We start from the raw sequence: 20,704 nt of genomic DNA, 5'->3' as shown, positions 1-20,704 counted from the left end.
GTAGCAAATAGGCTAGCTCCTTGCCCTCCTGAACCCGGTCCACGGGATCCGGCACGGGCCGGGGCCGCCCGAACCCATGAAAACCCTTGCCCAATCATCCGCCTGTCCCGGCGGACCACCCCGTGCGTCCCTGCGCGCCGTCCTACTGGCCTGCCTGGTTTCCTCGGCCACCGCGCTGAACGCCGGCACGCTGACCTTCGGCACTTCCGCGCCCACCGGCGGGGCCGCCGCCATCAGCAGCTGGACCGGCGCCACCTTCGATGCCGACAACGTCGGCGGCTCCGGCGTGAACGCCAACGGCGGCTCCGACAACGGCGCCACCAACGACGGCACCACCTACGTCGCCGGCAACCGTCCCGTCCAGGGTCAGACCTTCACCACCGGCTCGAATGCCAGTGGCTACCTGCTCACGTCCGTCACCGTGCGGATGCAGGGCTACACCAACAACACCGCCTCCGGCGGAAACATCGGCGGCTACGATCTCAATGACACCGGCTCCGCGCTGCGCCTGCGCGTCGGCCGCATCGATGGCTCGGTGTTTGTGCCCTTCACCCAGGAAACCGCGGCCTGCGGGGGCAGCGGCAATCCCGGCCAGGGCGGCACTGCCAACGGCCCGGGCACCTATCTCACCTTCACCCTTGGCGCGCCCATCGTGCTCGCGCCGAACACCGTCTACGGCTTCGATTTCGGCACCACCGGCGATTACTTCGAAATGCTCGGCATCCGCGGCGCGGCGAGCGGTGGCAACCCCTACGCGGGCGGCACGGCCTACACCTCCGGCGCGAACGGCTACGGCAGCAACGCCGTGACCACCCAGTCCGGCGAGCGTGCCTTCCTGGTGGACATGACCACTTACACGGCTCCCACACCGGGAACCTTCGTCCACCCCGGCCTGCTGCACACCGATGCCGACTTCGAGCGGATGCGCACCAAGGTCGCGGCGGGCGCACAACCGTGGACCTCCGGCTGGGGCGCGCTGACCTCCAGCGGCCGCGCCCAGCTCGGCACCGCGCCGCGTCCGCTGCAAACGGTGATCCGTGGCGGCACCGGTCAGAACTTCGCGCAGATGTACATCGACATCGCGCGAGCCTACCAACTGGCGCTGCGCTGGAAGGTCTCCGGCGACACCGCCTACGCCGACCAGGCCGTGGTGTTCCTCAACGCGTGGTCGAACACGATGACCGGCCTCACCGGCAATTCGGACCGCTTCCTCGCTTCCGGGATCTACGGCTACCAATGGGCGAACGTGGGCGAGATCATGCGCACCTATCCCGGATGGGCGGCCGCGGACGTGACGAAGTTCCAGACCCTGCTTCTGAACGTCTTCTATCCGATGAATCACGATTTCCTCGTGAACCACAACTCGGCGGCGATCACGAACTATTGGGCGAACTGGGACCTGTGCAACATCGCCTCGGTGCTGGCCATCGGCGTGTTCTGCGACCGCCAGGACCTCTACAACGAGGCGGTCGATTACTTCTACAAGGGCGGCGGCAACGGCGCGATCGACAAGGCGGTCTACTACATCCACCCGGGCAACCTCGGTCAGTGGCAGGAGTCCGGCCGCGACCAGGGGCACACCACCTTCGGCGTCGCGCTGGCGGGACCGATCTGCGAGATGGCGTGGAACCAGGGCCTCGATTTCTACAGCTACGGCAACAATCGTATTTTGGCGGGCACCGAGTATGTCGCGAAATACAACCTGTGGCAGGACGTGCCGTTCTGGCCCTATGCCTGGGGCACCGGCCAATCCGGTTCGTGGCAGGTCCAGACCGCGGTCTCGTGGGCCGGACGGGGCAGCATGCGCCCGGGCTTCGCGCTCGTTTACAACCACTACGTGAATCGCCAGGGGCTCGCCGCTCCGTGGTGCGGCAGCATGGTCTCCGCGATGCAGCCGGAAGGCGATGGCGGCAACGGCGACCAACTCGGTTTCGGCACGCTGACCTTCTCCCGTGATCCCGTGGCGGCGGCATCACCGAAGGTCACCATCATCGGCGAGCGTCCGGAGGCGGTGTCGATCAACTGGTGGGGTTCTACGGGTGCCACGGGCTACAACGTCTACCGCTCCACCAGCCCGACCAGCGGCTTCACCGCCATCGCCACCAACCTCACCGGCCTGACCACCTACACCGATGCTGGAATCGGCGCGGGCACCTACTACTACAAGGTCGGCGCGGTCCTGCCCTCCAGCGAACTGCTGTCCAGCGCCATCCAGGCCAATCCGACCGCGACCTTCCACACCCGCCTGAACTTCGATGAAACCAGCGGCACCACCGCCGCGGATGCGAGCGGCAACTCCCACCCGGCCACGCTGGCGGGCGGCGCGACCTTCGCCGCGGGCAAGACCGGCAATGCGCTTTCGCTGAACGGCACCGACGCCTACGCCACCCTGCCCGCCGGATCGATCTCCGATCTCTCCGACTTCACCGTCGCGGCGTGGGTCTACCTGAACGCGAACAACACCTGGACGCGGCTCTTCGACTTCGGCGATTCGAACGGGCGCTACCTGTTCCTCACCACCAAGGCGGGCAGCGGCGTGGCGCGGTTCACCACCGGCACGGTCTATGGCTACAACGAGCAGCACATCAGCGCCCCCTCCGCGCTGCCCACCGGCCAGTGGACACACGTCGCGGTGCGGATGGCGGGCCGGGTTGGCACGCTCTTCATCAATGGCGTGGCGGTGGGGGTGAACAACGGCATGGCCTTCCAGCCCTACCAGATCGGCGGCACCACCTCGCGGAACTACCTCGGTAAGTCGCAGTATCCCGATCCGCTGCTGAACGGGAAGATCGACGACTTCCGCCTCTACCGCGGAGCCGTTTCCACCGGTGACCTCTACACGCTGGCCACCGGCACCGCCGCTCCGGCCGTGCCCGGCGCTCCGACCAGCCTGACCGCCACCGCGCAGATCGGAAACTCGATCGCGCTCTCGTGGCCGGCGGTGAGCGGCGCCACCAGCTACACGGTGAAACGCGCCACCACCAGCGGCGGCCCCTACATGACGATCGCGGCGCTGGTGAGCGGCACCACCTTCACCGACACCGGCCTGACCACCGGCACCACCTACTACTACGTCATCAGTGCCGCGAACAATGGCGGCGATGGGAGCAACTCGCCCGCCGCCTCCGCGACCGCGATCCCACCGCTGCCCGGCGTACCCGGAGGATTCAGCGCCACGCCCATTTCCAACAGCGCGGTGAAGCTGACGTGGAGCGCCTCCTCGGACGCCACCACCTACACGGTGAAACGCGCCGCCGCCACTGGCGGCCCCTACACCACGGTCGCCTCCGGCCTGACGACCACGACCTATACCGACACCGGCCTCACCGCGGGCACGACCTACTACTACGTGGTCATCGCCGTGAACGTCTCCGGCGAGAGCGGGGTTTCAACCGAGGGCTCCGCGCAGCCCTCGGACCTGCTGGTGCACCTCCGCTTCGATGAAACCACCGGCACCACCGCCGCGGATTCCACCGGCAACGGCTGGAACGGCACGCTGGTCAACACGCCCGCCTGGACCACCGGCACCATCGGCAACGCGGTGCAACTCGCCAGCGCTTCGTCCCAGTCGGTGAACCTGCCCGGCGGCGTGGCACAGAATCTCGGCGATTTCACGATCTGCACGTGGGTCAATCTCACCAGCAACGCCAACTGGGCGCGCCTGTTCGATTTCGGCACGGGCACCACCAACTACATGTTCCTCTGCCCGCAGAACGGAGCCAACGGCAAGCTGCGGTTCGCGATCCGCACGCCATCCGTCGCGGAGCAGGTCATCGACGGCACCGCGGCGCTGCCGACCGGCTCGTGGGTCCATGTGGCAGTCACCCGCTCCGGCAACACCGGCACGCTCTACATCAACGGCACCTCGGTGGGCACCAACACGGCGCTGACCTTGAAGCCCTCCGACCTCGGCAACACCAACCTGAACTTCATCGGCGATTCCCAGTTCGCCGCCGATCCCACGATCAACGGCGCGGTGGATGACTTCCACGTTTACAGCCGCGCCCTCAGCCCCGCCGAGCTCGCGGTGTTCCAAACCCCGCTGCCGGTGCCGCAGAACCTCGCCGCCACCGCGACCAGCGGGCAGATCGCGCTGAGCTGGAATTCGGTCTCGGGCGCCACCGGCTACGCCTTGAAACGGAGCACCACCAGCGGCGGCCCCTACACCACCATCGTCCGCACCACCGGGCTGGGGTTCACGGACACGGGCCTCGCCGATGGCATCACCTACTACTACGTGGTCGCCGCCAGCAACGTGACGGGCGAAAGCGCGGGCTCCACCGAACTGGCGGTGAACCTGCCGCTGCTGCCACCCGCGAACCTCACCGCCGCCGGAATGCCCGCGGAGATCGACCTCGGCTGGAACACCGCGAACGGTGCGACCGGTTACTCGGTCAAGCGCTCCACCACCAGCGGCGGCCCCTACACCGAGATCGTGACGGATTGGCCGCAGATCGCTTACGCCGACACCACCGCGGTGCCGGGCACGGTTTACTACTACGTCGTCTCCTCGCTCAACGACACCGTCGAGAGCGCGGTCACCGCCGAAGTGAGCGCCACTGCCGCGGAACCACCGCCCGGCGTGTTGCTGCGTTTTGACGAAACCTCGGGCACCGTGGCGGCGGATTCCTCCGGCAATGGTTGGAACGGCACCGTGGCGGGCGGAGCCACCTTCAGCGCCGGCAAGTTCAACAATGCGGTCAACCTGAGCGGCAGCAGCCAATATGCGAGCCTGCCCACCGGCGTGATGGCGGGGTATTCGAACTTCACCATCGCCACCTGGGTGAAGGTCAACAGCCTCTCGACCTGGTCACGTGTGTTCGACTTCGGCTCGGGCACGACGAACTACCTTTTCCTCACCCCGCGCCACAGCAATACCAGTGGCACGGTGCGCTTCGCGATCCGCACGCCCTCCACCGGTGAGCAGATCATCAACGGCAGCGCCGCGCTTCCCACCGGGGCCTGGACCCACGTGGCGGTGACCCTTTCCGGCACCACCGGGACGCTCTATGTCAATGGCGTGGCGGTCGGCACCAACACCGCGATGACGCTGACGCCCTCCAGCCTCGGGAACACGACGCAGAACTACATCGGCCGCTCTCAGTTCGCCGCGGATCCGTATCTGAACGGGTCGGTCGACGACCTGCGGATCTACAACCGCGCGCTCTCCGCCAGCCAGGTTGCGGCCCTGTATTCCGCTTCGGTGTCGGCGATTTCGCTGCCGCCCACCTCGGCCTTCACGGCGACGGAGTTGAAGACCCCGGCATTCGCCAAGGTCGGCGCAACCCACCGGCTGACGGTCGCCACCACCGCCGCCGACCACACCTACGAACTGCAATCCACGACCAGCCTGACGGGCGGCACCTGGACCACCATCGGCGCGGTGCAGGCCGGCACCGGCGCGGCTATGGATTTCGATGCGCCGGTCAACGCAGGTGAGCCCCGGCGCTTCTACCGGATCCTGATCCGGCGCTGAAACCCATGGCGCGGCATTACAAACGCCGCTCCGCTGCATGACGGGTTCCGCCACATGTTCGACCAAAACATACAAGCGACCCGGCGGAACCACCTTAAAGTCATGCACTCTCGGCGAATCCCGCCGTGGCAGCAATGCCCGGCGGGATTCCCGTTTAAACCCGCATTACCCGGTCCGGCACCCGACGGATCAAACGGCGAGCCCCGTCCGCCGCGTTCAAACCCATGTACCCCTCCTCGATCCTTGCACCCCGCCTCCGGTTCGGTGGCGTGTTGGCGGTAGCGTGCCTCGGCACCCTGCCCCTCCATGCCGACCTCGTGAACCGCTGGTCGTTCAACAACGCCGCCGGCAACATCACCGCGGGCACCACCGTGGCTGACAGCATTTCCGGTGCCAATGCCACCCTCCGCGGCAACGGCTCGACCTTCACCGGCACCGCGGTGAAATTGACCGGCACCACCACCGGCAACCGCTCCGGCGGATTCATCTCCGGCTACATCGACCTGCCGAACGGGATCATTTCCTCGAAGACCAATCTCAGCGTGGAAATCTGGGCCACGCCGCACTCGGCGAAAAACTACTCGCGTCTGTTCGATTTCGGACGCGTCACGGGAGCGGGATACGGCGGTGGAGCCGCGGGCGAGATCATCGATGTCACTGGCAACGGTGCCACGCCCGGCGCCACCACTTCGTCCGACAGCCTGCTGGTCTCGTTCGCCGTCGGCACCAGCCTGAACCAGCAGCGGATGGAGGCCCGCCTCGACGGCGGCACGGCGAACTACATCGACTCGACCCTGGCGACCACCGCGAACACCGAATACTACTACGTCTTCACCTTCGAGGACGGGGTGGGCACCTACGGCTCCTCCGGCGGCCGGATCACCTGGTATCGGAATGGCACGCAGGTCGCCACGAAGGATGTCGCGTTCCACCTCTCGCAGGTCGAGGACGTGAACAACTGGCTGGGACGCTCGCTTTACACGACGGACGACAACGCGAACGCGTCCTACAACGAGGTCCGGCTCTACAACCACGTGCTGACCCAAGCGGAGATCAATACCCACGCATCCGCGGGCCCGGACCAACTCGCCAATCCCACGGCACCTCCCACCCCGGACCACCTGTGGACATTCACCACCGCGGCCAACTCCGAAGCCGTGGCCGGTCAAACCTTCACCGACAGCATCGGCGGCACGCCGATGCTCCTGAAGGGCAATGGCGCGACGCTCACCGGCAGCGCCGTGACGCTCCCCGGCAACACCACCGGCAACCAGTCCGCCTCCACCATCTCGGCCTACCTCGACCTGCCGAACGGCATCGTGTCCGCGCATCCGAGCGTCACCTTCGAGGCCTGGGCCACGCCGCTTTCATCCAAAGCCTACCAGCGACTCTTCGATTTCGGACGCGGCAACCTCACCAACGGCCCCGACGCGGTGGCCGGGGAGATCAACGACAGCGGCGCGGCACCTGGAGCAAGCGCGGGCTACGACAACCTCGTGCTGTCGCTCAACGTGGCGGCCAACCTGGGCACCCACCGCCTGGAAGGCCAGATCAACAACGGCGAGGCGATCTTCACCGACTCCGCCGCCGCCACCACCGCGGGCACCGAGTATCACTACGTGCTGGTGGTCGAGGATGGCGTGGGGACCTACGGCGCCTCCGGTTGCCAGGCCCGCTGGTATCGCAACGGCGTGCTCCAGAACACGCTGAGCCTGGCATTCCATCTCAGCCAGATGCAGGACGTGAACAACTGGATCGGCCGCTCCCAATACACGGGCGACTCGAACTCGAACCTCGCCCTGAACGAACTGCGCATCTACAACCGCGCGATCTCCGCCTCCGAGATCCTGGCGAGTTACAACGCGGGAGCCGATCCCTCGACCGGCCCGCCCGAGCCTCCCGTCGCCGCGCCGGTTCCCGTGAACCGCTGGGACTTCAACGGGGCCAATGGCAACGTGGCCTCCGGCACCCCTTTCGCCGCCGCCGGCAAGGGCACGGTAGCCACCCTGCGCGGCAACGGCGCGACCTTGTCCAACGGCCAGATCGTGCTCCCCGGCACCACCACCGGCAACCAGACCGCCGCCAACATCTCCGCCTACCTCGATCTGCCGAACGGCCTGATCTCCTCGAACCCGAGCCAGACTTGGGAAGCCTGGGTGACCCCGGTGTCCTCTAAAACCTGGCAGCGTATCTTCGACTTCGGCCGCACGAACCTGACCCACGGCACCGGCGCGGCCACTGGCGAACTCCTCGATGACGGCACCGCGCCGGGCGCCACCCAATCCTACGACAACCTGCTTCTCTCTCTCGAAAAGAACGCGGTGCTGGGTAGCCACCGACTGGAGAGCCTGATCGGCGGCGCGAACGCCACCACGGTCGATACCGACCTTTCCACCACCACCACCGCCGGCACCGAATACCACATCGTGATGACCGTGGACGATGGCGTGGGTGCATACGGGGCCGCGGGCTGCCGGGTGAAGTGGTACCGCAACGCGGTGCTCCAGGGTTCGGCGGACCTCGCCTACCGCCTCACCGACATGGCCGACGTGAACAACTGGATCGGCCGCTCGATGTGGACCGCGGACAACAACTCGAACATCTCGATCAACGACCTGCGGATGTATGACCGCGCCATCAGTGCGCGCGAAGTGACGGCGGCCTACACCGCTGGAGCCGCCGCCGTGTTTCCGCCGCCGGTGGCGGTCGCCGATTCGGTGACGATCGCCCCCGGGCAAAAGGTGCTCGTCGACGTGCTCGCCAACGACACCGGCGGACCGATCGACACCACCCTGGAAATCGTCCAAGCCCCCGCCACTGGCACCGCCGTGGTGAAGAATGGCAAGATCCTCTACACCCACGCGGGTGCCTCGACCAATCCCGTCACCTTCACCTACCGCGCGTCGGGCGTCGGCGGCACCTCATCCGCTGCCACGGTCACCGTGAACATTTCCACCGCGGGACGCTTCGCGAATCCGAACCTCACCATGCCGCAGGATCCGCCGGAAACCTCGATCTCGGTGGTGAATGCCTTCCCCGGCCTCACCTTCACCAAGGCGCTGTGCTTCGTCACACCGCCGGGTGACACCAAGCGGCTCTTCGTTTGCGAGATCGGTGGCCTCTTGAAGGTGATTCCGGATGTCACCGCGGCCACGGCCACTTCCTCGGTGGTGCTGAACCTACCCACCGCCATCGCCACTCCGGCCCGTACCCCGGCGGAAACCATCACCGGTGGAGCGAACGGCGAGTGCGGCCTGCTCGGCCTGGCCTTCCATCCGAACTACGCCACCAACGGCTACTTTTACATCGCCTACTCGGCGACCAAGGCGGGCAGCTCCGGGTTCTACGAGCGGGTCTCACGCTTCACGATGCCGCAGAACCAGATCAACGCCGCGGCTCCGGTGGCGGATCCGGCCTCGGAGTTGATCCTCATCGAGCAGTATGACGAAGGCCCCAACCACAACGGCGGCGACCTGCATTTCGGCCCGGACGGCTACCTGTATTGGTCGGTGGGCGACGAGGAGAACCCGAACGACACGCGACTCAACAGCCAGCGGATCAACAAGGACTTCTTCTCCGGCCTGTTCCGCATCGATGTGGACAAGAAGGCAGGCAACCTTGATCCGAACGTCCACGCTTCCGTGCCGCGGGACAACGGTGTGGCCCGCTACTCCGTGCCCGCCGACAACCCGTGGGTGGGAGCCACCTCGTTCCTCGGCCAGACGGTCGATCCCGCGGCGGTCCGCACCGAGTTCTTCGCCGTCGGCCTGCGCAGCCCGTGGCGGTTTTCATTCGACACCAATGGCGAGATCTGGCTCGGCGACGTGGGACAGGACAAATACGAGGAGCTCGACCTTATCGTCAAAGGCGGCAACTACGGCTGGGTCTTCCGCGAGGGCCTGCACGACATCGCCGTGACCAACGCCGGTTGGCCGACCAAGCCCGCGAACTACACCTCGATCGATCCGATCTGGGAATACAACCACGCCGCGCTGGCGGGTGATTCCAATTACAAGGGCAACTCGATCATCGGCGGTGTGGTTTACCATGGCGACCGCATCCCAAGCCTGAAGGGTTCCTACATTTTCGGTGACCAGGTTTCCGGAAACATCTGGTCGCTCACCCGCGCCGGAAACGCGGTGGGCGGAGCGGTCACGGTGACCCGCATCGGCGGCCAGGCATTCCTCTCGAACTTCGGAACCGATCCCTCGAACGGCGACGTGCTGGTGTCCGATTACTTCGGCGGCCGCATCATGCGCATCGCGTCCTCCACTCCGACCGACAGCTTCCCGGGCACCCTCAGCGCCACCGGTTTGTTCGCGGATCTCACCGACCTGTCCCCCTCCCCGGGCCTGGTTCCCTACACGCCGAACCTCACCTTCTGGAGCGACCACGCAGTGAAGCAGCGCTGGTTCTCGATCCCGGATGGCAGCAGCAAAATGACGTGGTCGAAGGACGGCGCGTGGACCTACCCCGCCGGCCAGATCTGGGTGAAGCACTTCGACATGGAAATGGAACGCGGCAACCCCGCGACCAAGAAACGCCTTGAGACCCGCGTGCTGGTGAAGAACTCCACCGGTGCCTACGGCGTGAGCTACCGCTGGAACGATGCCCAGACCGAGGCCACGCTGGTCGATGACGGCGGCGCGGATTTCCCGTTGACCGTCACCGTCAACGGCGTGCCGACCACCCAGCAGTGGCGCATCCCGGGTCGCTCGCAGTGCATGAGCTGCCACACCTCGCTCAATGGCAACGCGCTTTCCTTCAACACCCGCCAGCTCAACCGCACCGTCACCATGGGCGGCACCACCGGCAACCAGCTCAGCCTGCTGGAGCTCTACGGCTACCTCAACAACAGCCCCGGCTCCCCGGCAGCGCTGCCGCGCCACCCCGCCCTCACCGACACCAGCGTACCGGTGGAAACCCGCGTGCGGTCCTACTTCGACGTGAACTGCTCGTATTGCCACCAGGCCGGTGGGGCCGGCCCCTCGTGGGACGGACGCGCCAAGCTCACGCTCGAGGAAACCGGCCTCATTCACGGCGTCGTTTCCGTGCCCCAGAACACCGGCGACGAACTCATCGTCCCGGCGGACACCCCGCACTCCGCGGTGCTCAGCCGCATGGCGGTGACGAACAACTACAGCCGCATGCCCCCGCTGGCGTCCAACGTCCTCGATCAGGACGCCATCAACCTGGTCACCGAGTGGATCCAGTCCGAGCTGCCGAACCACCCGCTCTACGACACCTGGCGCGGCCAGTTTTTCTCCCCCGGCAACCCGCTGGGCGGGAAAGACCAGGACCCGGACGGCGACGGGCTGACGAACTACCAGGAGTATCTGCTCGGCAGTTCGCCGCTCACCCCGAACGGCAACTGGCAGGCCACGGTGGACGCCAAGGCCGGGAAGCTGAAGTTCCTCCGCAAGGCCTACCGCACCTACCGGATCGAAAGCAGCGACGACCTGCTCACTTGGAACACCTGGGACGTCCCGCAGAACACCGGCGTCTACAAAAACACCGACACCCAGGAGGAAATCCCGCTCGACCCGGGCGTCTCGAAGAAGTTCTTCCGCTTCAAGGTGGCGGAACCCTGAGTTCCGCATGGCGGGGGAGGAAACGAATACACATCTTTCGTTTCCTTCTATCTCGCCGCTTATTTCGATATCATCCTTTCAGGCAGCGGTGTCCAAGGTTTGAAAAACCCACAAACCAAAGCAGGCCCTTTGGGAGACCTTTTTCCGTAAAGGGGCAATCCTTCCCTATAGCATCCAAGAAAGGTCAGGACCTCGAGGTAATTCTGTTCTCATCACGGTCGCAGCAATCGTTTCGAACCGAACCTCCCGGACCCGATGGACCACAATGCTACTGGGACGGAGGCGCAACGTCGTTTGCCTGCTGTCATTATCAACATTCGGAAACGCAAAGGGAGCGATCGACTCATCACCCAAATCGCATTGCCCCTCTTCCGTGGGAGGAAGGGAAACATGCACAGAAAAATCTCGGGATGGCCTGTCGTCGTCATACCCAGCAGGCCCGACAGAAATGTCAGCACCCTCAGGAAGTGCGAACCGCTCCGTCCGAGATGCCCTTGGGAAGAGAACCACATTGAACCCCTCGCTTGTTTGCACTGAGGGAAAAAGGATGCCATCTAAATTACGTTGGGACGCGAGGTAGTCAGCAATTACTTGAGTTACAAGGTAATCCCTATCCGCGCGTTCGGGCATGGCAGGCTGAACGATTCGACAACTCAATTCCCTGAGGAATGCGGCTCGCTCGATTAAGGTTCGACAATTTTCGTCGAAATAGCTGTTTTCCACCACTACTTCTTGGAGCTTTCTGAGGTCGAGAATCCTTACGCTCCGCCGCAGTTCAAACTCGCCGATCACGACATCTGCGCCGACCGGCGGACGCACTTCCGCAAGTGCAGTGGCCGGCGTGCTAGCCCCGTAAAAAACGGATACGCCATGTGGATTCATGCGTCCTGCAGCAGCTCTTTCATTTGGAGGCGGAGCTATTTCCAAATCAGGACGTTTCAATGCCCTTTCCAAAGTTTCTGCCGATTGAAAAACGCGAGCCCGGAAGAGATTCTCGATATCAGTTCCGGGACCAATGTCTCGCACGGGACATTCACCCTTGTAAGTACCAAGATCTTCAACTCCTTGAAAAATTTCGTCGAGAACTTCGCAGGCATACCGATTGAAGAATCGGCTGTCTCGATGCAGGCTTTGCTCGAAATTATGCCACGCTTCTTGATGATGGCCATACTGGCTTATCCCGCGTTCACTGTAGCTTGAATCCTTCGCGAAATCACACTCTTCACCCATTTCTGCCAAGTCGTGCCTAAAATGGCGATCGGAGAGAATTTCCACCAGTGCATCGGAAACCAGTGCGTTAACTCCGGTGATTTCGCAGATCAAATCAGGGAGCGGCTCTCCGTCACGATACCAGCACGAACCGCATTCTGAGTTTCGAAGATGCCAATAATCATCGTCTGATGGATCAGGGGAGGTTCGCTCGAAGTGATCTTCAAAAACCTTCTCGATCCAGTTCGCCAACAGGGACAGAGGAACCGTTTTGGCTGAAGGTCGTTCGCAAAAGCTGCACCTAAACCTCCGGCCGGTTTGTTTGATACGTTGCTTCAGGAATTTGTCCGATACGCACATCCAGCAGAGATGCTGGTCGCCGTCGACCCGATGGTTTCGTTTCATGGCCTCTTGGCTTGATGAAAGCATTCTGGCCAAAGCACGCAACTCATTGCTTTTTATTAACATGCTCCCACCGGGAATCGAACCCAGATTTAGAGTTTAGGAAACCCTCGTTCTATCCGTTGAACTATGGGAGCTTGCGGTGCGGACCGGTAGTCCGCGCCGGGTTCCTACCCGATGGGAGCGGGGCGGGGAAAGAAAATCCCGCTCGGACCCGCTCCCGGGACCGGTGCATCACGGGCTTGCCCGGGTGGGGATCGGACGGCAGGATCGCGGGCCCATGACCGAATCTGCCAAGCGCCCCAGCCTCGCCCACCGGGTGGAGTACGCGCTGTATCTGCGCATGGAGGGGCTGCTCGGCCAGATCCCGCTGGATGTGGTGACCATCCTCGGCGAGGTGCTGGCCACCGGCGTGCGGCTGGTTTCGCGGAAGCACCGCCAGCTCGTGACCCGGAATCTCCGGATCGCCACGGCCGCCGACCGTCCCGCGGAAGCGGAGCGCGAACGAATGGTGCGGGACACCTTCCGCCGGGCCGGCCGGAACCTGCTCGGCAGCCTGCGCTCCGCGATGATGACGCCGGAGGAACTGTTCCCCTATCTGCGGGTGCGGGGCGTCCACCATCTGGCGGACCGCGCCTCCGCCGGTCTCGGCACGGTGCTGTCCTGGGCCCACATGGGGAACTGGGAGATGCTGGCGCAGGCCCACTCTCACCTCGGCCGCTACCGCTCGGGGGGGCCGATCTACCGCCCGCTGGAAAATCCACTGCTCGATGCCCTCACGGTCGAGCGCCGCACCAACCAGGGAGCCGCGGTGTTCAGCAAGCACGATGGTTTCATGGGCCCGGCCAAGGTCGTCCGCGAGGGCGGCCTGGTCACCGTGATGAGCGACCAGCGCGCCGGTGGCCACGGCGAGCTGTGCCCGTTTTTCGGGCGGCTTTCGTCCTGCACCCCGCTGCCGAGCCTGCTCGCACGTCGTGCAAGGAGCCGGATCGTGACCCTTTCGATCGTCAGCGCCGATGACGGCACGTGGACGATGACCCTGCGCCCGGTACCGGAGCAGGTCGGCACGGCGGAGCTGATGCAGCATTTGGAAACGGCGATGCGCGACCAGATCACCGACGTGTTCTGGTTCCACGACCGCTGGCGGGTGGACCGCACCCGGCCGCTGAGTTTTTACACCAAGGCCTCGCCGACCGAGCCCGCGCAGGCGGCGACGGTGCCGACGCGCCTGCTCGCCACCCTACCCGCCGACGCCCCGGAGGCGATAGCCGCGCTGACCCGCATCCTCGAGGTCCGGCCGGACGCGCGAATCGACGTGCTGGACGATGGCAACCTGCCGCCGCTGCCGGAAGACGACCGCATCCAGCGGGTGTGGTGGGCCTCCGACGCCCCGCCCGAGCACTATCCCGGCGTGCTGGAGCGTAGCGATGGCAACCACCCGGCTCCGCTGGATTTCGCGCTGTTGCTCGATGGCAACCGCGCGCTGGCCAAGGCGGCGCGGCGTTTCGGCCTGCGCTCGGTGATCGGCTGCGGACCGAACGGGAAGCCCTTCACCCGCTCCTTCCCCCGCCCCACCGGTGAGGCGGGATGGAGAGAACTTGCGGACGCCCTGGTGGCCACGCCATCCTCGGGAGCTTCGTGAATTCCCCTTTCGTCATCTGGCAGCTCGGCGATGGAAAGCCGGGCCATGAGAACCAATCGCTCGGGCTGGCCGAGGCGATCGGCCGGCGGATTCCGGTCGCGGTCCACCGCATCGACCTGTCCGGCGGCGAGCGCCTGATCGCCCGGCTGCGGAGCACATTCCGGCAGAGCCGGGAGTTTCCGGCCCCGTCCCTGATCGTGGGCGCGGGCCATGCCACCCACGTGCCGATGATCGGGCTGGCCCGCCGCACCGGCACCCCCTGCGTGGTGCTGATGAAACCGAGCCTGCCCGCCGGCCTCTTCGACCTCTGCCTAGTGCCTCGGCACGACCTCCGCGGTGTGCCGGGCGGCAACATCGTCCCGACCGTCGGCGCGCTCAACCGGGTCCACGTGGCCGATGGCACGCCGAAGTCCGGCCGGATGATCCTGATCGGCGGCCCGTCCTCGACCCATGGCTGGGACACGGAGGGCACGCTTCGCGCGCTGGCGGACATCGTGGCGAGCGCGCCGGAAGCCACTTGGACGCTCACCGACTCCCGCCGGACGCCGGAGGGAGTGCGCGCCAAGATCCGCTCGCGCTTTCCCCGCATCGAGCTGTTTCCGCATGAGGAAACCGACCGTGGCTGGTTGCCAGACCGGCTGGCGGCAGCGGCGGAGGCGTGGGTCACCGAGGACAGCATTTCGATGATCTACGAATCCCTCACCAGCGGGGCCCGGGTCGGGCTGCTGCCGGTGCCGCGCCAGAAAACCGGCCGCGTGGCCCGCGGCATCGACCGCTTGGTCGCGGACGGATTCGCCACCCCTTATGACACGTGGAAGCACGACGGCGTGCTTCCCCCGCCCGGCCAGGTCCTGCGTGAAGCAGACCGTTGCGCCGGACTGATCTTGGAACGATGGTACCCGCAGGCGAGATGAAGGTCGTCCAATTGCTACCCGAGCTGGACAGTGGCGGCGTCGAACGCGGCACGCTGGAACTGGCACGCCACCTCGTAACCGCGGGTCACGAGTCCACGGTGATTTCCGGCGGTGGCCGGATGGTGAACAGCCTCGAATACGAAGGCTCCCGGCACCTTTCCTGGCCGATCGGCCGGAAGCGCCTGTGCACCCTGATGCTGGTTCCGAAGCTCCGCAAATGGCTGGAAGAGGAACAACCGGACATCCTCCACCTGCGATCGCGGGTGCCCGCCTGGGTGGCCTACCTCGCGTGGCGGAAGATGGACCCACGGACCCGGCCCCGGCTGGTGACCACCGTGCATGGCTTCAATTCGGTGAACCGCTGGTCGGAGATCATGACCTGCGGCGAGCGCGTGATCTGCGTCTCGGACAGCATCCGGCAGTTCGTGATTTCCCACTACCCGCGGGCCAGACCCGACAAGCTGCGGGTGATCCACCGCGGCGTCGACCCGATGGACTACCCCCACGGCTGGCAGCCTCCCGAGGAGTGGCGGAAGAAATTCGAGACGGATTTCCCCGATACCAAGGGCAAGAAACTGGTGACCCTGCCGGGACGGATCACCCGGTTGAAAGGGCACGAGGATTTCCTCAAAATCCTGGCCACGCTCAATGATCCCCATGTCCACGGCGTGATCGCCGGGGGCGCGCATCCCAAAAAACAGGCCTACCTCGCGGAAATCAAGGCGCTGGCCGATGCTTCCGGACTCCGCCGCCAGGTGACCTTCACCGGCAACCGCTCTGACCTGAAAAACATCCTCGCGATCTCGGACGTGGTGGTTTCCCTCACCCGCCAACCGGAATCCTTCGGCCGCACCACCTTGGAGGCCCTGTCGCTGGGCGTGCCGGTGGCGGGCTACGACCACGGCGGTGTGGGCGAGCAATTGGAAGAGCTTTTCCCGGAAGGGCGGATTCCGCCGCGGGACACCACCAGGGCCGTGGAAATCGTCCGTGGATTCCTCGACCGGCGGCCCGCGGTTCCGTCTTCCCATCCCTTCACCCTGCAACGCATGCTGGACCAAACCGTCGGCGTGTATCAGGAACTCCTCGCCACCCCGCGGGTCTGACCCCGCCCGCCTCCGGCCCTCCCGCTCACCAACCGTCCATTTTCCCGTGTCGTCTCCCGTCAATATCGTCTGCATGAAATGGGGCACCCGCTACCCGGCGCCCTACGTGAACATCCTGTTCCGCTCGCTGCAGCGGCACCTGAAGCGGCCGTTCCGTTTCCTCTGCATCACCGACGACACCACCGACCTGCTACCGGAGGTGGAGACCGTGCCGTTTCCCGAGAACCCGGGCATCAAGCAGGCGAAGTGGCCGAACGTGTTCATGAAGCTGGTCATGACCAAGGACGGCTTCGCGAACCTGGAAGGCCCGACGATGTTCCTCGATCTCGATCTGGTGATCCTCGAGGACATCGATTGCTTCTTCGACTACATGCCGGGGAAGAACTGCATCATCCACAACTGGATCGAGGCCCGGAAGCAGATCACCCGCGGCCGCCCGGACATCGGGAACTCGTCGATCTTCCGCTTCGAGGCCGGCAAGTCCGACTACATTTACCAGACCTTCATCCGCGAGATCGAGGACGCCGACGACCGCTCGAAGTTCCAGACCGAGCAGGCCTTCCTCACCTATGCGATGAAAGAGAAATACTGGTGGCCGGACGAATGGGTGGCCTCGTTCAAGCGCCATTGCCGCCCGACCTTCCCGCTGAACCTCTTCATCGCCCCGCGCAAGCCGAAGGGCGCGAAGTTCCTGGTCTTCCATGGCCACCCCGACCCGGTGGACGCGCCGAAGGGCCACAAGGGCAAGCGCATCCACCACCGCGTGCTGCCCGCCCCGTGGGTGGCGGAGCACTGGAAGATGTGAGCAAGCAAGGCGCGGCACCGATGGGTCCCGCGCCTTTTCCTTTCACTGCGGCATCTTGAACACGATCCGGCCGAAGCGCTTCGCCGAGCTGGAGACGGCGGTCTTGTCGCGGACCGTGAACTTCGCCCCGGTGTCCTCGATCACGTCGTAGGTGGCATTGCTGCCCGGCACCGGCGCCGCGGGGGCCCAGGTCACGAGGTCACTGCTGAACTGCGCGACCGCCCAAAGACCGCCGACCGAAGCGCTGCGATCTAGGCTCAGTTGGAGGTAGCGGTTGGGCCCGCTGGTGGCCAGCGTGGTGGTTCCCGCCGCGACGGTGCCGCCCACCCGCGGATTGGTGCCGAGCGCGAACTCGGTGCCATTCCGGACGCCATCGCCATCCGTATCGTCCTCCGGATCGGTCAGGCCCGCGGTGAACTGGGCGGCGGTGAAGCTGGAGATCGCCCACAGTTGATACGGGCTGGTGCCACCCGCCACCTTCACGATCGGGCGTGAGGTCACGCCATCGTAGGTGAAGAAGTTGCCGCCGACAAACAAAGCGCCATCCGGCCCTTCCACCACCGAGTACACCGACCCTCCCGGACCGGTGCCCGACAGGAAACTGGAGTCCGTGGCTCCTGTGGACGTCAGGCGAATCAGATAGTTGGCCGGCGAGGTGAACCAGCCACCCACTACGATGCCCCCCGAGCCCTGAGCCACCACATCCTGCGGGGTGCTGTTGAACGTCGGACCACTGAAGGAGGAATCCCACGTTCCGTTCGCATTGGTTCGGACCAAGTTGGAGACCGGGTGCCCATCGTAGTTGGAAAATATACCGCCAAGGACGTACTTTCCATCGGACTGCCTGGCGATGCAGGTCACAGTTCCGAGCGTGGTCACTGTCGCACCATACGGACCAGCGCCCGGATCGAAAGTCGTGTCGCGGGAGCCATTGGCATTCAATCGCGCGACCCCTGGCCGATAGGGAGCACCCGGTCCAATGTAGAAGGAGCCTGCCACCATGATCTTGCCATCGTCTTGAGCGATAAGGTCATACACGGCGGAGTTCCACGAGGTGGCGAACGGCAGGGTAAGAGGTGTGGCGGTATCGGGCGCTCCCGTGGAAGTCAGCCGGATCAGACCTTCCGTAGATGTCCCGGAGAAACTGCTGAAGTCTCCTCCCACCAGGATCGCCCCCGTGCTCTCCACCGCCAAGGCCCTCACATTCACCCCTCCGCTCGGCCCGGCCCCCATCGCCGTCATGAACGCGGTGTCGAGCGTGCCATTCGAATTCAGGCGCACCAGACGGTTCGCCGTCACCCCGTTGTAGGTGGTGAACAGGCCGCCCACGAGGATCTTGCCATCCGGCTGCACCACGATCTTCAACACCTCCGCATCAAACCCGCTGCCGGTGAGGAACGAGGTGTCCACCGAGCCATCGGCATTGAGGCGGGTGAAATTGTGGACGTCCTGGTATTCGCCGGAAGCCGGGCTGATCAAGCCGCCGATGAGCACCTTGCCATCGGGCAGCGGCGCATTCGTGGTGGCCTTGAGGTTGAAGAAGCCGGGCGCGAACTTCAGGAGCTGTTTGCCCGCGTCGACGATCGTCACCGTCGCGGTGCTGGCGGCCCCATCGAGCGTGGCACCGGTGGCGCCACTGAGCTGGACGGTGAAGGTCTCACGGCCTTCGTTGGAGGCATCCGGACGGATCGGCACACGGATGACGCGGTCCGTATTGTCGCCCGCCGCCCAAGTCAGCGTGCCACTGGCCGTATAGTAGTCGGTACCCGCGGTGGCCGTGCCGTTGGCGGTGGCGAAGCCCACGCTCGCCGCGGCGGTGGCCCCGTAGCTGCGGCGCACGGTGACCAGTGCCGTACCCGCCTTCTCATCCACCTCCGGCGTGGTGTCCACGATGGAGATGCGCGGATCGAAGGTGACCTTCACGTCGATCCACTCGTTGGGGGCCGTGCCACCCGAGGCCAGCGTTTCGAATTTCACCCCGGCCGAGCTGTCGTAGTAGGACGCTCCGACGATGAGGCCCGCGTCGCGACGGTCGTTGGTCGCGCTGCCCGAGGAATTCGGCGTCATGTCGATCAGGTTCGAGCGCCCCGCGTAAAGTCCTTCCGCCACCACGTAGGCTGCGTTCAGGAAATTGGTCGGGGTGGTGTAGCGCTTGCGCAATCCCACCCAGTAGTAGCGGCTCCCGCCCATCGGCACGCGCAGCGCCAAGGTCTGGTTCGAAAGCGCGCTGGGGTCGTCGAAGCGGCTGATCCGCCACGTGCCGGTGCCGGTGGGCTCCACCACCTTGTTCGACGGCATCCACTCCAGGCGGCGGGTTTCGAAGGGATTGAAGTAGCCGTTCGCACCATTCGCCTCGTAGCCCATGGTGTCGGTGAGGTCGCCGTATTCGTAGCTGTTGCCAGCCGGATCGTTGTAGTCGGCGATGCCGCTGAAATCGTGGTCCGGGTCCCAGTAATTCGCGTGGAAGAGGCCGTAGTTGTGGCCGAACTCGTGGGTGATCGTGGAGGCATCGTTGGCTCCGTTGATCCAATGGTTGCCCCCGCCCACGGACGCCAGGCCCCCATAGGTGATCTGGGAATTCGCCACCCCGGAGAGACTCGGGAAATAGACCGCCACCACGCTGTAGTTCGCCAGGTTGTAGCCGGCATTGGTGGCGAGCGTCTTGGCCGCCGACATGAGCCCGTCGTTGTTGCCCGCGGTCGCGTAGGACGCGCCGGTGGCCGGCATGCGGTAGTAGGTCGGCGTGACGGTGTAGGCCACCGAGGCTTGGCCATACGAGTAGCTGTTGACGTAGCCGTTGACGATCGAAAGCGTGGACTCGAGCGCGGACTTGCTCACCGGCTCACCCGGAAAGTCCGAGAAGTCCACGCGGATGAAAAGGACGTTGATGGCATTGCCCAGATACGGCGTCGCCTCGACCGGCGTGCTGCCGCCGCTCGAACCGGAGCTGGCTTCGAGGAACGCCATGCCGTGGTTGAGCGCGGTGGTCTTGGTGGCCTCGGCGTCCCGAGTGGCCTGGGCCAAACGATCCTCGATGGTCTGGAGAGAAGCGGTGCTCGCGAAGTAGTGGAGCTTTCCCCCCACCACCGCGGCGATCGCCGGATCGGCCTGCACGCCGGCCACCGGATCGACCGATGGGTTGCCCACCGGGAAAAGCTCCTTCGCCGCCGTCAGCTCCGCACCCGCCACCGGATGAACCGCGGAGGCTTCCAGCAGCAGCTCGTCGCCGATGAGATAGCCCTGCATCGGGGCGTTCGTCCGCGGCAATTGGGGCTCCATGAACTCCGGTCCGCGGATCCGCCAATGGTCGTTCCCCACATAGGCGATGTTCTGGTGATCGCAGTGGGCGTGGTCCGCCTCGCGGGGCGACGACTCCCAGCGCAGGTCGATGCTGCCGGTGGCACTCCAGGGCTTCTCGCACTCGGCACGGACCGCCGCGGGAAGCGCTTGAAGTTGCGAGTAGGAAAGAACCTGCGCCAGCGCCGCGGACGGATCGCTCTTCATCAGAGCGGAGAGCTCCAACCGACGCTGCCGAGCCAACTCGATGCCCCGCGCAAGCGCC

Annotated in this window: 8 protein-coding genes and 1 tRNA gene; 6 read left to right on the top strand and 3 right to left on the bottom strand. The window is 65.2% G+C overall.

Going from position 1 to position 20,704, the window contains the following annotated elements; all coding sequences use genetic code 11:
• Positions 1 to 76 precede the first annotated feature (76 nt).
• Positions 77 to 5,476: a LamG-like jellyroll fold domain-containing protein gene (locus llg_RS09415; protein WP_338289604.1), complete on the top strand. Its 5,400-nt coding sequence runs from the start codon at positions 77 to 79 to the stop codon at positions 5,474 to 5,476.
• Positions 5,477 to 5,700: 224 nt separating this feature from the next.
• Entirely contained in the window at positions 5,701 to 11,067 is a 5,367-nt protein-coding gene (locus tag llg_RS09410; RefSeq protein WP_338289603.1) for a LamG-like jellyroll fold domain-containing protein, read from the top strand.
• Positions 11,068 to 11,232: 165 nt separating this feature from the next.
• Here llg_RS09410 and llg_RS09405 read toward each other — a convergent pair whose 3' ends face one another.
• Entirely contained in the window at positions 11,233 to 12,744 is a 1,512-nt protein-coding gene (locus tag llg_RS09405; RefSeq protein ID WP_338289602.1) for an RES family NAD+ phosphorylase, read from the bottom strand.
• Positions 12,744 to 12,815, bottom strand: a tRNA-Arg gene (locus llg_RS09400). Before llg_RS09400 ends, llg_RS09405 begins: the two co-directional genes overlap by 1 nt.
• Before the next feature lie 143 nt (positions 12,816 to 12,958).
• On the opposite strand from llg_RS09400, the gene llg_RS09395 reads away from it, so the two are divergent.
• The 4 genes from llg_RS09395 to llg_RS09380 are packed head-to-tail and all read left to right on the top strand — an operon-like array spanning position 12,959 to position 17,142.
• Positions 12,959 to 14,320 carry a hypothetical protein gene (locus tag llg_RS09395; RefSeq protein ID WP_338289601.1) on the top strand — a complete coding sequence of 454 codons (1,362 nt, stop codon included), beginning with the start codon at positions 12,959 to 12,961 and terminating at the stop codon, positions 14,318 to 14,320.
• Positions 14,317 to 15,234, top strand: coding sequence for a mitochondrial fission ELM1 family protein (locus llg_RS09390; RefSeq protein WP_338289600.1), 918 nt, complete (start codon positions 14,317 to 14,319; stop codon positions 15,232 to 15,234). The genes llg_RS09395 and llg_RS09390 overlap by 4 nt, the downstream gene beginning before the upstream one ends.
• On the top strand, positions 15,213 to 16,337 hold the full coding sequence (locus llg_RS09385) for a glycosyltransferase family 4 protein (protein ID WP_338289598.1): 1,125 nt from the start codon (positions 15,213 to 15,215) through the stop codon (positions 16,335 to 16,337). The genes llg_RS09390 and llg_RS09385 overlap by 22 nt, the downstream gene beginning before the upstream one ends.
• 46 nt (positions 16,338 to 16,383) lie before the next feature.
• Positions 16,384 to 17,142: a hypothetical protein gene (locus tag llg_RS09380; protein ID WP_338289596.1), complete on the top strand. Its 759-nt coding sequence runs from the start codon at positions 16,384 to 16,386 to the stop codon at positions 17,140 to 17,142.
• A gap of 42 nt (positions 17,143 to 17,184) precedes the next feature.
• On the opposite strand, the gene llg_RS09375 is transcribed toward llg_RS09380, so the two are convergent.
• Positions 17,185 to 20,646, bottom strand: a complete 3,462-nt coding sequence (locus llg_RS09375; RefSeq protein WP_338289595.1) for a Calx-beta domain-containing protein — start codon at positions 20,644 to 20,646, stop codon at positions 17,185 to 17,187.
• Positions 20,647 to 20,704: the final 58 nt, after the last annotated feature.

The sequence above is a fragment of the Luteolibacter sp. LG18 genome, assembly GCF_036322585.1.
Classification (GTDB): domain Bacteria; phylum Verrucomicrobiota; class Verrucomicrobiia; order Verrucomicrobiales; family Akkermansiaceae; genus Luteolibacter.
Note: the sequence above shows the minus strand (reverse complement) of the source record. Positions and strands in the feature narration are given on the sequence as shown.